General features: G+C 70.8%; 11 protein-coding genes. 2 read left to right on the top strand and 9 right to left on the bottom strand.

The window, feature by feature from the left end:
* The first annotated feature begins 122 nt into the window (after positions 1–122).
* On the top strand, positions 123–2,243 hold the full coding sequence (locus ACIBR0_RS21540) for a PhoX family protein (protein ID WP_396718278.1): 2,121 nt from the start codon (positions 123–125) through the stop codon (positions 2,241–2,243).
* Positions 2,244–2,347: 104 nt separating this feature from the next.
* Here the strand turns inward: ACIBR0_RS21540 and ACIBR0_RS21535 are convergent, their stop codons facing one another.
* The gene (locus tag ACIBR0_RS21535; protein WP_396718275.1) at positions 2,348–3,130 is read right to left on the bottom strand and encodes an IclR family transcriptional regulator; all 783 of its coding nucleotides are present in this window, start codon (positions 3,128–3,130) and stop codon (positions 2,348–2,350) included.
* A 154-nt stretch (positions 3,131–3,284) separates the two neighbouring features.
* On the opposite strand from ACIBR0_RS21535, the gene ACIBR0_RS21530 reads away from it, so the two are divergent.
* Positions 3,285–4,508 (top strand): MFS transporter, encoded by a 1,224-nt coding sequence (locus ACIBR0_RS21530; RefSeq protein ID WP_396718273.1) that lies wholly within the window; start codon positions 3,285–3,287, stop codon positions 4,506–4,508.
* Between the two features lie 103 nt (positions 4,509–4,611).
* Here the strand turns inward: ACIBR0_RS21530 and ACIBR0_RS21525 are convergent, their stop codons facing one another.
* From ACIBR0_RS21525 to nuoH, 8 genes are all read right to left on the bottom strand, one after another.
* Positions 4,612–5,697, bottom strand: coding sequence for a polyprenyl synthetase family protein (locus tag ACIBR0_RS21525; RefSeq protein WP_396718270.1), 1,086 nt, complete (start codon positions 5,695–5,697; stop codon positions 4,612–4,614).
* A gap of 97 nt (positions 5,698–5,794) precedes the next feature.
* Positions 5,795–7,348, bottom strand: a complete 1,554-nt coding sequence (gene nuoN, locus ACIBR0_RS21520) for an NADH-quinone oxidoreductase subunit NuoN (protein ID WP_396718268.1) — start codon at positions 7,346–7,348, stop codon at positions 5,795–5,797.
* Entirely contained in the window at positions 7,345–8,880 is a 1,536-nt protein-coding gene (locus ACIBR0_RS21515; RefSeq protein WP_396718266.1) for an NADH-quinone oxidoreductase subunit M, read from the bottom strand. The genes nuoN and ACIBR0_RS21515 overlap by 4 nt, the downstream gene beginning before the upstream one ends.
* Before the next feature lie 85 nt (positions 8,881–8,965).
* Entirely contained in the window at positions 8,966–10,921 is a 1,956-nt protein-coding gene (nuoL, locus tag ACIBR0_RS21510) for an NADH-quinone oxidoreductase subunit L (RefSeq protein ID WP_396718333.1), read from the bottom strand.
* A gap of 13 nt (positions 10,922–10,934) precedes the next feature.
* Positions 10,935–11,234: an NADH-quinone oxidoreductase subunit NuoK gene (nuoK, locus tag ACIBR0_RS21505; protein ID WP_222954162.1), complete on the bottom strand. Its 300-nt coding sequence runs from the start codon at positions 11,232–11,234 to the stop codon at positions 10,935–10,937.
* Complete coding sequence (locus ACIBR0_RS21500; RefSeq protein WP_357031281.1) at positions 11,231–12,001, bottom strand: NADH-quinone oxidoreductase subunit J; 771 nt, start codon at positions 11,999–12,001, stop codon at positions 11,231–11,233. The genes nuoK and ACIBR0_RS21500 overlap by 4 nt, the downstream gene beginning before the upstream one ends.
* Positions 11,998–12,639: an NADH-quinone oxidoreductase subunit NuoI gene (nuoI, locus tag ACIBR0_RS21495; RefSeq protein ID WP_396718263.1), complete on the bottom strand. Its 642-nt coding sequence runs from the start codon at positions 12,637–12,639 to the stop codon at positions 11,998–12,000. Before nuoI ends, ACIBR0_RS21500 begins: the two co-directional genes overlap by 4 nt.
* Position 12,640: 1 nt before the next feature.
* The gene (nuoH, locus tag ACIBR0_RS21490) at positions 12,641–13,987 is read right to left on the bottom strand and encodes an NADH-quinone oxidoreductase subunit NuoH (protein WP_396718261.1); all 1,347 of its coding nucleotides are present in this window, start codon (positions 13,985–13,987) and stop codon (positions 12,641–12,643) included.
* Positions 13,988–14,027: the final 40 nt, after the last annotated feature.

The raw sequence follows: 14,027 nt of genomic DNA, 5'->3' as shown, positions 1-14,027 counted from the left end.
GTTCATGCCGGGTTCACATCGAGGCCGACGACCGCTCACCGGCCCCTCCTAGCGTCCGGCGGGTACGCACGTCAGTTGCTGACCCCGGCGTGCGCCTGACCCCCTCCAGGAGGCTCCTCCACATGAGCGACCGTCCTCGGCTGCTCCCGCTGCTGGGCACCACCCGCCACGGCAGCCGTGACGCCATGACCTGTCTCTACCGGTGCGGCAACGCCTGCGACCACCCGGTGCCGAACACCTCCGACAACGCGTACTTCGGAGACGTCGTCAACGCGGAGGTCTCCCGCCGCGGCGTCGTCCGGACCGGCGCGGTCGGCGCACTGGTCCTCGGCTTCGGTGGCGCGGTGGCCGGCGCGCTGGCCGGGGCCGCTCCCGCCGCCGCCGCTCCCGAGGTGCCGGCCGACCTCGACGCCATCGGCTTCGGCCGGCCCGAGAAGGGCGTCGGCAACGGCGCGTTGACCTTCAAGCCGGTTCCGCCGAACACCCTCGACAGCTTCATCGTGCCCAACGGGTACGACCACGCCGTCGTGATCACGTGGGGTGACCCCGTCGAGCCGGGTGCCCCCGAGTTCGACCTGCACGGGCAGACCGCCGCCGCGCAGGCGAAGCAGTTCGGCTACAACAACGACTTCGTCGGGATCATCCCGCTCAACCGGCGTCGCGCGCTGCTCGTGGTCAACCACGAGTACACCAACGAGAACCTGATGTTCCCGGGCTTCACCAGCCAGGACGCCCTCTCGGTCGAGCAGCTGAAGATCGCGATGGCCGCACACGGCATGTCCGTCGTGGAGCTGGAGCGGGTCGGCGGCACCGGCCAGTGGCGACCGGTCGACTCGGGCCGCCGTCCGTACAACCGGCGGGTCACCGCCAACACCACCCGGTTCGAGCTGACCGGCCCGGCCGCCGGCTCGGCCTGGCTGCGGACCGCCGCAGACCCGAAGGGTCGTACGGTCGTCGGCACGCTGAACAACTGCGCCGGTGGCGTCACCCCGTGGGGCACCGTGCTCTCCGGCGAGGAGAACTTCAACCAGTACTTCGTCGGCGGCGACGCCGCGCCGGAGGACGCGAAGCCGAAGCTGGCCCGGTACGGCATCAGCACCACCGCCCGCTACCCGAGCGGCAGCCGGAAGTGGGAGCGTGCCGACGAACGCTTCGACCTGGCCAGGCACCCGAACGAGGCGAACCGGCACGGCTGGATCGTGGAGATCGACCCGCTGGACCCGGAGAGCCGCCCGCGCAAGCACACCGCGCTCGGCCGGTTCAAGCACGAGGGCGCCAACGTGATCGTCGCGAAGAGCGGCCACGTGGTGGCGTACATGGGTGACGACGAGCGGTTCGACTACCTCTACAAGTTCGTCTCCGACAAGAAGTACATGAAGGGCAACTCCTGGGTCGCCCGCCGGCACAACCTGACCCTGCTGGAGTCCGGCACGCTCTACGTCGCCAAGCTCGGCTTCACCAGCACCGGCGAGATCGACGGCTCGGGCGCGCTGCCGGCCGACGGCGCGTTCGACGGCACCGGCCAGTGGATCAAGCTGGTCAGCGGCAACCGCTCGTACGTCGAGGGCATGACCGCCGCCGACGTGCTCACCTTCACCCGGCTCGCCGGTGACAAGGTCGGCGCGACCAAGATGGACCGTCCGGAGGACGTCGAGCCGAGCCTGCTCACCGGCAAGGTGTACGTGGCGCTGACCAACAACACCGACCGGGGCAAGCCGGGCAAGGCCGCCGCCGACGAGGCCAACCCGCGCAACCTCAACAAGCACGGCCAGGTGCTGGAGCTGGTCGAGCACCGGGGCGACAACACGGCCGACACCTTCACCTGGTCACTGCCGATCGTGGCTGGCGACCCGACGGACGCGTCTACCTACTTCGCCGGGTACGACAAGACGAAGGTCTCCCCGATCTCCTGCCCGGACAACGTCGCCTTCGACGCCACCGGCAACCTCTGGATCTCCACCGACGGCAACGCGCTGGGCAGCAACGACGGCCTCTTCGCCACCGCCGTCGAGGGCCCGGAGCGGGGTCACCTCAAGCAGTTCCTGACCGTGCCGGTCGGCGCGGAGGCCTGCGGTCCGTTCATCACCTCCGACAACCGCTCGGTCTTCGTGGCCGTGCAGCACCCCGGTGAGCTCGACGGGGCGTCGGTCGAGAACCCCGCCTCGAACTGGCCCGACGGCGACTACGCCAAGCCGGCCGTCGTGGTCACCTGGCGTCTCGACGGCGGCCCGATCGGCAGCTGATCCCTCCCCGGGTCGGTCCGGCGCTGGACCGACCGGAAGGCCCCTCCCCCGGCCAGGGGGAGGGGCCTTCTCCGTCTCCGGGCAGCCGGTCGGCGGCCCGGCCGTCAGGCGTCGGCGGCGATGCTGTCCGCGATCGACCGGGCTGCGGTGAGCAGTTTCGCCCGGACCACCCGGGCCGACGTCATCATCTCGCCGGCCGGCAACGCGCACGCCAGGACCACCCGGCGCTCCATGTCCTTGTCCGGGCTGACCAGCACGGCGGCACAGGCCACCCCCTGGCGGTACTGACCCAGCTCCAGGTGCATGCCCCGCCGGTCACCGGCGGCCAGGTCCGCCTCAAACGCCTCCGGCGTGGTCAGGGTGGCGGAGGTGAACGGCCGCATGCCGTACTCCCGCAGGTAGCGGAAGCGCTGGTCGGCGGTGAGCGTGGCGAGCAGGGCCTTGCCCAGTGCGGTCGCGTGCGCGGCCTCGTCGAAGCCGGGCACGAGATCCTCCAGGTACGGCGAGCGGGGGCCCTCGGCGACCGCCGTGATCGCCACCTGGCCGCCGACGAACCGGCCCAGGAAGTGGCTGTAGCCCGTGTCCACCGCCGACCGGCGCAGGCACTCTCCGACGGCGGGCGGACCCCGGAACGCGGTGACGAGCTCCCGGTAGCGGTCCGCCACCTCCAGGCCGACGATGTACGTGCCGTCCTCCCGACGGATCACGTAGCCCTCGTACGCCAGGGTGCGGACCAGGTGGTACGTGGTGGCCACGGTCAGCTCGCAGCGCCGGGCGATCTGCTTGACGGTCAACCCCTTGGGGGCACGACCGACCGACTCGAGCACTCGTAGCGCGCGGGACACGCTCCGGATGAGGTCCGAAGGTTCCGCCAGGGGGTCGCGCACAACCACCTCCGCCGCCGGGGACTTACACCATATGAAATACATGCCTCCGGCGAAATGCCTGTTCGGGTGGAGGATGCCGAATTCTCATCCACGCCTTGTACCGCCACCGACACCCTCGGTTGTCGACGGAGCCCTCACGTAGGTTTGCCGGACCATGACCGACACCGCTCTCGCATCCGGCCCCGGCACCGCCCCGGCCCGCCCCGTACGCTCCGCGGCCGGTGCCGTGGCCGTCACGATCGCCTGCGTCCTCCCGGTCTTCCTGGTCGGCGGCCTCGCCGTGCAGATGAGTGAGGACCTCGGCTTCTCCCCCGCCGGTCTCGGCCTGGTCGTCTCGGTGTACTTCGGGGTGGGCGCGCTGGCCTCGGTGCCGTCCGGGAAGCTCACCGAGCGCCACGGACCGGCCGTGGTCGCGCGCGCCGGCATCCTGCTCTCCGCCGGCACCATGCTCGCCGTCGCGTCCGTGGCCCGCTCGTACCCGGTGCTGGTCGGGCTGCTCGCCGTCGCCGGCACCGCGAACGCCCTCGGCCAGCTTGCCAGCAACGCCGCCCTGGCCCGCCACGTGCCGCTCCACCGGCAGGGGCTGTCCTTCGGGGTGAAGCAGGCCGCGATACCGGTCTCCACGCTCCTGGCGGGCCTGGCGGTGCCCGCGATCGCGTTGACCGCCGGCTGGCGGTGGGCCTTCGTGGCGGCCGCCGTGGTGGCCCTGGCCGCGCTGCCCGCCGTACCGCCGAAGGAAGCCCGTCCCGACCGGAGGGCCGCACCGGCCCGTGGTGGCCGCGCCACCACGGCCCTGGTGGTCGTGGGGGTGGCGGCGACGCTGGCCGCCGCCGCCGCGAACGCCCTCGGGACCTTCGTCGTCGACTCGGCCGTCGACCGCGGCCTGGCTCCCGGCCTGGCCGGCCTCACCCTCACCCTCGGCAGCGCGGTCTGCGTCACCGCACGGGTCGGCGCGGGCTGGCTCGCCGACCGCCGGGCCGGCGGCCACGTGGCGGTCATCGCCGGCATGCTGGTGGTCGGCGCCGCCGGGCTCGCCCTGCTCGCGGTGGCCGGCCCGGTGCCGCTGACGGTGGGTGTCGTGCTCGGCTTCGGCCTCGGCTGGGCCTGGCCCGGCCTGATGAACTTCGCGGTGGTCCGGCTGCACCCGCAGGCACCGGCCGCCGCCACGTCGATCACCCAGACCGGCGTGTACGCGGGCGGCTGCCTCGGCCCGCTGGGCCTCGGCACGGTCGCCAGCCAGGCCGGCTACGAGACGATGTGGGCGGTAGCAGCACTCTCCATGCTGCTCGCCGCCACCCTGATGCTCCTCGGCAGCCGCCTCCTAACCCACCCCCACCCCCACCCTGACCCCCACCCCCACCCCCACCCATCGCGTTGATCAAGGGGTTTGCGTCATCCACCGGCCGGATCCCGGCGCAAACCCCTTGATCAACGGAGGAGGCGGAGGGCCAGGGGGGCGGAGGGGCGGAGGGGCGGGGGGATCAGCTGGTGCGGTCGGCGATGTAGTCGCAGAGGGACTCGAGGGCGCGGCGGGCCGGGCACTCGGGGAGCGGGGCGAGCTGCGAGCGGGCGTCCTCGGCGTAGCTGCGCACGGTCTCCCGGGCGCGCTTGAGCGCCGGGCTCTCCCGCAGCAGGCCGAGGGCCTCCGCGTGCAGGTCGTCGTCGGTGAGCGGGCCGGTGGCCAGGATCTCCCGCAGCCGCACCGACGAGGCGTCGGCGTCGTCCGAGGCCAGCGCGTACAGCACCGGGAGGGTGGGCACGCCCTCCCGCAGGTCGGTGCCGGGCGTCTTGCCGGACTGCACCGACTCGGAGGCGATGTCGAGCAGGTCGTCGGAGAGCTGGAAGGCCACGCCGATCGTCTCGCCGTAGCCGGCGAGCGCCTCGGTGTGCTCCGGCGTCGCACCACCGAACATGCCGCCGAAGCGGGCCGAGGTGGCGATCAGCGAGCCGGTCTTCTCCGCGATCACGGTGAGGTAGTGCGTCACCGGGTCGTCGCCGGCGCGCGGGCCGACGGTCTCGGCGATCTGGCCGTGCACCAGGCGGGCGAAGGTGCGCGCCTGGAGGCGTACGGCCTCGGTGCCCAGGTCCGCCGCGATGTCCGCGGCGCGGGCGAAGAGGTAGTCGCCGACCAGGATGGCCACCGAGTTGGTCCAGCGCGAGTTGGCGCTGGGGGCGCCCCGCCGCACGGCGGCCTCGTCCATGACGTCGTCGTGGTAGAGGGTCGCCAGGTGGGTGAGCTCCATCACCACCGCGGCCGGTACGACCTGCGCGCCGGTCGGATCGCCGAACTGGGCGCCCAGCGCCACCAGCAGCGGGCGGAAACGCTTGCCGCCGGCCTCCACGAGGTGCCGGGCGGCCTCGGTGACGAACGGGTCGGCGCTGGACACGCTGGCCCGCAGCTCGTCCTCCACCGAGGCGAGCAGACCCAGCACGGACGCCTCGACGCGCGGGTCGGCGAGATGCAGGCCGAGCGCGCCGAACTGACTCGTGCCCATCCGGTCCCGGCGACCGCCGGAGCCGGTGGCACCTGAACGCTCGCCAGCCGGATTCACCACGTCTTCAACCATGCCACACCCCTCAGACCTGCCCCTCCCCTGGGCGGGGGAAACGGCGCGGGGGCCGGCACGCCCGTGGCGTACCGGCCCCCGCGCGGAGGCGCGTCGGTCATCGGACAAATTCGGCGGCGCCGGTGGCCAGGTCCAGCAGCGGGGCCGGCGCGACGCCGAGAACCAGGGTGGCGATGACGCCGATCATCAGGGCGGCCGAGGTCAGCCCGCCCGGCACGGTCACCGTGGGGGTGGACTCGCCCGGCTCGGAGAGCCACATCATCACGACGACCCGCAGGTACGGGAAGGCCAGCACCATGCTGGTCAGCACGCCGGCGATCACCAGCCACGCCTGCCCGCCGTCGAGCGCCGGACCGAAGACCGCGAACTTGCTGGTGAAACCACTGGTCAGCGGGATACCGGCGAAGGCGAGCAGGATGAAGGTGAACACGCCCGCGTAGAACGGCGACCGGCGGCCCAGCCCGGCCCAGCGGGACAGGTGGGTGGCCTCCCCGTCGGCGTCCCGGACCAGCGTCACCACGGCGAACGCGGCGAGCACCGAGAAGCCGTACGCGACCAGGTAGAACATCGTCCCGGAGATGCCCTCGGAGTTCGGCGCGAGCACGCCGACGAGGAGGTAGCCGGCGTTGGCGATCGACGAGTACGCGAGCAGCCGCTTGATGTCGGTCTGGGTGACCGCGAGCACCGCGCCGATCAGCATGGTGAGCACCGCGACCACGCCGAGCACCGGGGTGAAGTCCCAGCGGGCCCCCTCGAAGGCCACGTGGAAGACCCGCAGCAGCGCGCCGAAGGCGGCGACCTTCGTGCAGGCGGCCATGAAGCTGGTGACCGGAGTCGGGGCGCCCTGGTAGACGTCGGGCGTCCAGACGTGGAACGGCGCGGCGGCCGCCTTGAACAGCAGGCCGATGGAGAGCATGGCCATGCCGGCGAAGAGCAGCACCGGGCTGGCCGGGGATTCGGCGACGGCGGCGTTCACGGTGGCGAAGTCGACGCCGGCCGGGCGCCCCGGGATACCGGCGGTGAAGCCGTAGACCAGGGCGACACCGAAGAGGAAGAACGCCGAGGCGTACGCGCCGAGCATGAAGTACTTCAGCGCCGCCTCCTGGCTCAGCAGGCGCCGGCGGCGGGCCAGCGCGCAGAGCAGGTAGAGCGGCAGCGAGAAGACCTCCAGCGCGATGAACATGGTCAGCAGGTCGTTCGCCGCCACGAAGATCAGCATGCCGCCGATCGCGAAGGTGGTCAGCGGATAGACCTCGGTGGCGCCGTTCTGCCCCTCGGCCTGCCGCCGGTCCTCGTCGGACTCGGCGGTGACCGCGGCCTGGGCCACGAAGTACCCGCCCCGCTCCACCGTGCGCTCACCGATGAGCAGCAGCGACATCGCGGCGAGCACCAGGATCGCGCCCTGGAGGAAGAGCGCCGGCCCGTCCACGGCGATCGCACCGCCGATGGTGACCAGCCGGTCGTCGGCGTGCAGGACGACCATGGTCAGCGCGGCGAGGACCGCCAGCAGCGCCAGCGACAGCTGGACGGCGTGCCGGTGCCGTCGGGGCACGAACGCCTCGACCAGGACGCCGAGCAGCGCGGCGCCCAGCATGATCAACGTCGGCGCGAGTGCCCCGTAGTCGATCGAGGGGAGTTGCAGCTCGTTCACTTCGCCGCCTCCTGGACGGTGCCGCCCGAGGTGGGGGCGGGATCGGTCCGGTCGATGTCCTGCATGGTCGCCTGCACCGCCGGGTTGATCACGTCGGTGACCGGCTTCGGGTAGAAGCCGAGCAGCACGATCAGCGCGATCAGCGGGGCGACCACGACCTTCTCGCGCAGGTTGAGGTCACGCTTCATGCCGTCGACCTCCGTCAGCGCTGGGTTGAGCGTGCCCTGCGTGGTGCGCTGCACCATCCAGAGCACGTACGCCGCCGCCAGGATGATGCCGAGCGTCGCGATCACCGCGACCGGCTTGTTCACCGTGAACGTGCCGATCAGCACCAGGAACTCGGAGACGAACGGTGCCGTGCCGGGCAGCGCCAGCGAGGCGAGACCGGCGAAGAAGAGCACCCCCGCCAGGACCGGCACCAGCTTGCCCGCGCCACCGAAGTCGCTGATCAGCGCCGAGCCCCGGCGGGCGATCAGCATGCCGACCACGAGGAAGAGCAGGCCCGTGGCGAGACCGTGGTTGACCATGTAGAGCACGGCCCCGGTGCCCGCCTGGGTGGTGAAGGCGAAGATGCCGACGCCGATGAACCCGAAGTGCGCGATCGAGGTGTACGACACCAGCCGCTTCAGGTCGTTCTGGCCGACCGCTAGCAGCGCGGCGTAGATGATGCCGATCACGCCCAGCGCCAGCGCCCACGGCGCGAACCACTTCGCCGCGTCCGGGAAGAGCGGCAGGCAGTAGCGCAGGATGCCGAAGGTGCCCACCTTGTCCAGCACGCCGACGAGCAGGGCCGCCGCACCGGCGGGAGCCGCGCCACCGGCGTCCGGCAGCCACGTGTGGAACGGGAAGAAGGGCGCCTTGATCGCGAAGGCGAGGAAGAAGCCCAGGAACAGCCAGCGCTCGGTGCCGGTGGTGATGTCCACCTGGGACAGCGCCTGCCAGTCGAACGTCTTCCCGCCGACCACCCAGAGGCCGATCACGGCGGCGAGCATGAACAGACCGCCGACCAGCGAGTAGAGGAAGAACTTCACCGCCGCGTACTGCCGCTGGTGGCCTCCGTAGCTGCCGATGAGGAAGTACATCGGCACGAGCATGACCTCGAAGAACACGTAGAACAGGAACACGTCGGCGGCAGCGAAGACGCCGATCATCGTGCACTCGAGGACGAGCAGCAGCGCGAAGTAGACCGGCACCGACCGCTTCGAGGCGTCCGCGTCGTGCCAGGACGCCAGGATCACCAGCGGTACCAGCACCGCGATCAGCATCAGCATCACCAGTGCGATGCCGTCGGCGGCGAAGGTGAAGTTGACGCCCCAGTTCGGGATCCACGGGTAGGACTCGCGGAACTGGAACCGCTCACCACCGGTCTGCCAGGTCACCCACATGACCACCGACAGCACCAGCACCAGCAGCGACCAGCCGAGCGCCACCTGCTTGGCCAGCTCCGGCCGGCTCCGCGGCAGGAAGGCCACCACCAGGGCACCGACCAGCGGCGCCACGGTGAGCACCGAGAGGAACGGGAAGTCGGACATTATGCGGCCTTACCTCCGTCGTCACTGCGCGGTCCGCCGACGACGGCCGCCTGGGAGATGGTTCCCGACCAGCTCTGAAGGTCGATCACGCGAGCCACCCCGCCTCGACGGCCAGGAACGCCGCCACCACCAGCAGCGCGCCGGCCAGGATCGAGGTGGCGTACGACCGGACGAAGCCGGTCTGCAGCCGCCGGAGCCGGCCCGAACCACCGCCGACACCGGCCGCCAGGCCGTTGACCAGCCCGTCCACGCCACGGTTGTCGAGGTAGACCAGCGCCCGGGTGAGGAAGATGCCCGGCTTCTCGAAGACCGCCTCGTTGACGGCGTCGGTGTAGAGGTTGCGGCGGGCGGCGGTGACCAGGATCCCGGCCGGCTGCGGCGCGGTCGCCGTGCCGGCCCGGAACAGGAACCACGCCAGCCCGGCGCCGACCACGGTGACCAGCAGCGAGAGCGCGGTGATCACGGCGTGCGAGAGGACCGCCTCGTGCGGCTCCTCCTGCGCGCCCAACCCGGCGGTCGCCCCCAGCCAGTCGGGCACGGAGGTGGACAGGAGGAAGCCGGCGCCGACCGACCCGATCGCCAGCAGGATCAGCGGGATCGTCATCAGCTTCGGCGACTCGTGCGGGTGCGCGATGTCCTCGGTCCACCGCTTCGGGCCGTGGAAGGTGAGGACGAAGAGCCGGGTCATGTAGAAGGCGGTCAGCCCGGCACCGAGCAGCGCGGCACCGCCGAAGAGCCAGGCCGTCCAGTCGTCCCGCTCGAAGGCGGCCACGATGATCGGCTCCTTGGAGAAGAAGCCGGAGAACGGGAACATGCCAATGATGGCCAGCCAGCCCATCATGAAGGTGATCCAGGTGATCTTCATGTGCTTCGACAGCCCGCCGAAGCGCCGGATGTCCACCTGGTCCTTCATGCCGTGCATGACCGAACCGGCACCGAGGAACATGTTGGCCTTGAAGAAGCCGTGCGCCAGCAGGTGCACGATCGCCAGCGCGTACGCCGCGCCGCCCAGGCCGACACCGAGGAACATGTAGCCGATCTGGCTGACGGTCGACCAGGCCAGCACCCGCTTGATGTCGTCCTTCGCGGCACCGATGATGCAGCCGATCAGCAGCGTCAGCGCGCCGACGCTCACCACGACGAGCTGGAGCGTCGAGTTCGCCGAGAAGATCGGGTTCGACCGGGCGATCAGGTAGACGCCCGCGGTGACCATCGTCGCCGCGTGGATGAGCGCCGACACGGGGGTCGGGCCCTCCATCGCGTCCGGAAGCCACGCCTGGAGCGGGAACTGGCCGGACTTGCCGGTCGCGCCGAGCAGCAGGAGCAGGCCGAGCACCAGCACCGTGGTGGCGGTCAGCGAGCCGACCCCGGTGAAGACCTCGTCGTACTGCGTGGTGCCGAGGGTGGCGAACATGATGAAGATGCCGATGGCCAGACCGGCGTCGCCGACCCGGTTCATCAGGAACGCCTTCTTGCCGGCCGTTGCGGCGCTCGGCCGCTCGTACCAGAAGGAGATCAGCAGGTACGACGCCAGACCGACGCCCTCCCAGCCGAAGTAGAGCATCACGTAGTTGTTGCCGAGCACCAGCAGGAGCATCGCGGCGACGAACAGGTTGAAGTACGCGAAGAACCGACGCCGGCCGGCGTCGTGCGCCATGTACTCCACCGCGTACAGGTGGATGAGAAAACCCACCCCGGTGATCAGCAGGACGAAGACACCGGCCAGCGGGTCGAAGAGCAGACCGAAGTCCACCCGCAGCTCGCCGACGGTGATGAAGTCCCAGAGGCTCAGCTCGACGGACTTGTTCTCCCGGCCGCGAAGCTGGAGGAAGTAGGTCAGGCCCAGCAGGAACGCGGCGCCGATGGCGCCCACGCCGAGCCAGTGGCCCCAGCGGTCGGCACGCCGGCCGAGCAGCAGCAGGATCGCGGCGCTCACCAGCGGAATCGCCACCAGCAGCCAGACGCTGCCGAGCAGTCCGTCCGCCGTGGCGTACGTGACGGTGCCCACCGGTTCGACCGGAGCGTTCGCCAGAATCTCCATCACCGCAGGCCCCTCAGTACTTCAGCAGGTTGGCGTCGTCGACGCTCGCGGAGCGCCGGGTCCGGAAGATCGACATGATGATGGCGAGCCCGACCACGACCTCGGCCGCCGCCACCACCATCACGAAGAACGCCATGATCTGGCCGTTGAGGTCACCGTTGATCCGGCTGAAGGTGACCAGCGTCAGGTTGGCGGCGTTGAGCATCAGCTCGACGCACATGAAGAGCACGATCGCGTTGCGCCGGATGAGCACCCCGGCGGCGCCGATGGTGAACAGCACCGCGGCGAGGACGAGGTAGTAGTCGGGTGTCACTTGTCCGTCCCCTTCAGCGAGGTCTCCTGCGCGGAAAGCTCGCGTACCGGCAGGATGTCCGGCGTGCTCCGGTCGGTCAGCCGGCCGTCGGGCAGGCGGGCCGGGGTGGCCACCGAGGAGGACGTGGCGAACACACCCGGGCCGGGCTTCGGGCCGGGGTAGTTGCCGGGGGCGAACCGCGCCTTCATCGTGGCGATCTGGTCCATCCGGTCCTCCTTGCGCCGCTCCACGTGCGCCAGGACCATTGCGCCGACCGCCGCGGTGATGAGCAGCGCCGAGGTCAGCTCGAAGGCGAAGACGTACTTGGTGAAGAGCAGCCGGGCGATGCCCTGCACGTTGCCCTCGGCGTTGGCCTGTTCCAGGCCCACCGCGGTGGTGCCGTCCAGCGCGCGCCACAGGCCCCCGCCGACCAGGCCGGCGAAGCCGAGCCCCAGCGCGATCGCCGCGACCCGCTGACCCCGCAGGGTCTCGATCAGCGAGTCGGAGGCGTCCCGGCCGACCAGCATCAGCACGAACAGGAACAGCATCATGATGGCGCCGGTGTAGACGATGATCTGCACCATGCCGATGAACGGCCCGGCCTGGAGGACGTAGAACACGCCCAGGCAGAGCATGGTGAGCACCAGCCACAGGGCCGAGTGCACCGCGTTGCGGGCGGCGACCATGCCGATCGCGCCGAGCAGCGCCAGCGGGGCGAGGATCCAGAAGGTGACCTGCTCACCGCCGGACACCTCGCCCGCCGCGGCGAGCACCGTCTGCGTTGTCATGCGTCGTCTCCCTTGGCGGCGGCGGCCCGCTGGGCGTGCTGCTCGGCACCGGGGAAGGTCACCCCGGGGTGCTCCTCGACCTGGTAGTGGCCGGGGCCCATCGGGGAGCGTTCCGCGCCGGCCGAGGTGCCCGGGTTGGTCAGCGAACCGACGTAGTAGTCCTTCTCGCTCTCGCCGAGGCGCATCGGGTGCGGCGGCTGCTCCATCCCGGGCAGCAGCGGCGCGAGCAGCTGCTCCTTGGTGAAGATCAGGTCCTGCCGGTTGTCCCGGGCCAGCTCGTACTCGTTGCTCATGGTCAGCGAGCGGGTGGGGCAGGCCTCGATGCAGAGGCCGCAGAAGATGCAGCGGGCGTAGTTGATCTGGTAGACGCTGGCGTACCGCTCACCCGGGGAGAAGCGCTGCTCCTCGGTGTTGTCGCCACCCTCCACGTAGATCGCGTCCGCCGGGCAGGCCCAGGCGCACAGCTCGCAGCCGATGCACTTCTCCAGCCCGTCCGGGTGCCGGTTGAGGATGTGCCGCCCGTGGTAGCGCGGCGCCGAGACCGGCGGCTTGAACGGGTAGTCGGTGGTGACGACCTTCTTGAACATGTGCGAGAAGGTGACACCGAAGCCCTTGAACGTTCCGGTGATCGCGCCCACGTCACACCTCCTGAGAGTCCGGGCCGGCGGCGACGTTGGCCGGCTCCCGCTCGGCGACCACGCGCCGGGTGCGCGGGCTCGGGGGTACCTGCAGGTCCATCGGCGGCAGCGGGAAGCTGCCGGGTGGCCGGTTGTCGACCTGTTCCTGGACCGTCGGCTGCACCGTCGGCTTCCGGCTCGGCCAGAAGAGCGTGGCCAGCAGCAGGATGCCGGCCGGGATGCCGACCGCGATCACCTTGCCGCGGGTGTCCCAGTCCTCGATCGAGCGCAGGCCACCGAGGACCAGGAGCCAGACGAGGTTGATCGGGAGCAGGACCCGCCAGCCCAGGCGCATGAACTGGTCGTAGCGCAGCCGGGGCAGCGTGCCCCGCAGCCACACGAAGACGAACACCAGCAGGACGACCTTGCCGAAGAACCACAGCAGCGGCCACCAGCCGGAGTTGGCGCCCTCCCAGAGGGTGATCGGCCAGGGCGCCCGCCAGCCGCCGAGGAACAGCGTCACGGTGAAGGCCGACATGGTGACCATCGCGACGTACTCGGAGAGCATGATGAGCGCGAACTTCAGCGAGCTGTACTCGGTCATGAAGCCGGCCACGAGCTCCGACTCCGCCTCCGGCAGGTCGAACGGCGCCCGGTTGGTCTCGCCGACGATCGAGATGAAGAAGATGACGAAGCTCGGGAAGAGCAGGATCGCGTACCAGCCGGGGGCCGGGATGTCGGCGCCGAACACGCTCAGCTGGTTGCCGCTGCCCTGCGCGGCGACGATGCCGCTGGTGGACATCGTGCCGGCGGACATGAAGACCGCGACGACGGAGAGGCCGAGCGCGATCTCGTAGGAGATCAGCTGGGCGCTGGACCGCAGACCACCGAGCAGCGGGTACGTCGAGCCGGACGCCCAGCCGGCCAGTACGACGCCGTAGACGGCCATCGACGAGCACGCCAGCACCAGCAGCACCGCGACCGGCACGTCGGTGACCTGCAACGGCGTCTGGTGGCCGAAGATGCTGACCATCGGGCCGAACGGGATCACCGAGAGCGCGGTGACCGCGCACACCACCGAGATGACCGGCGCGAAGAAGTAGACGACCTTGTCCGCCGACTTCGGCAGGATGTCCTCCTTGAAGGCCATCTTCAAGCCGTCGGCGAGGGTCTGCAGCAGGCCGAACGGGCCGACCTGGTTGGGGCCCGGCCGCACCGCCATCCGACCGACGACCCGCCGCTCGAACCAGACGCCGAGCAGGGTGGCGAGCAGGCCGAACGCGAAGGCGAAGACGATCTTTCCGAGGACCAGCCACCACGGGTCCCGGCCGAAGTCGGCCAGGGTCGGGTCCTGTGCGAGGAAGGTCATGACCGGACCCACCTTTCGTTCGCGACTGCGGGGCTCACTC

Source organism: Micromonospora sp. NPDC049497 (genome assembly GCF_044465805.1).
Taxonomy (GTDB): domain Bacteria; phylum Actinomycetota; class Actinomycetes; order Mycobacteriales; family Micromonosporaceae; genus Micromonospora.
The sequence above is the reverse complement of the archived record's forward strand: the minus strand, read 5'-3'. Positions and strand labels throughout refer to the sequence as shown.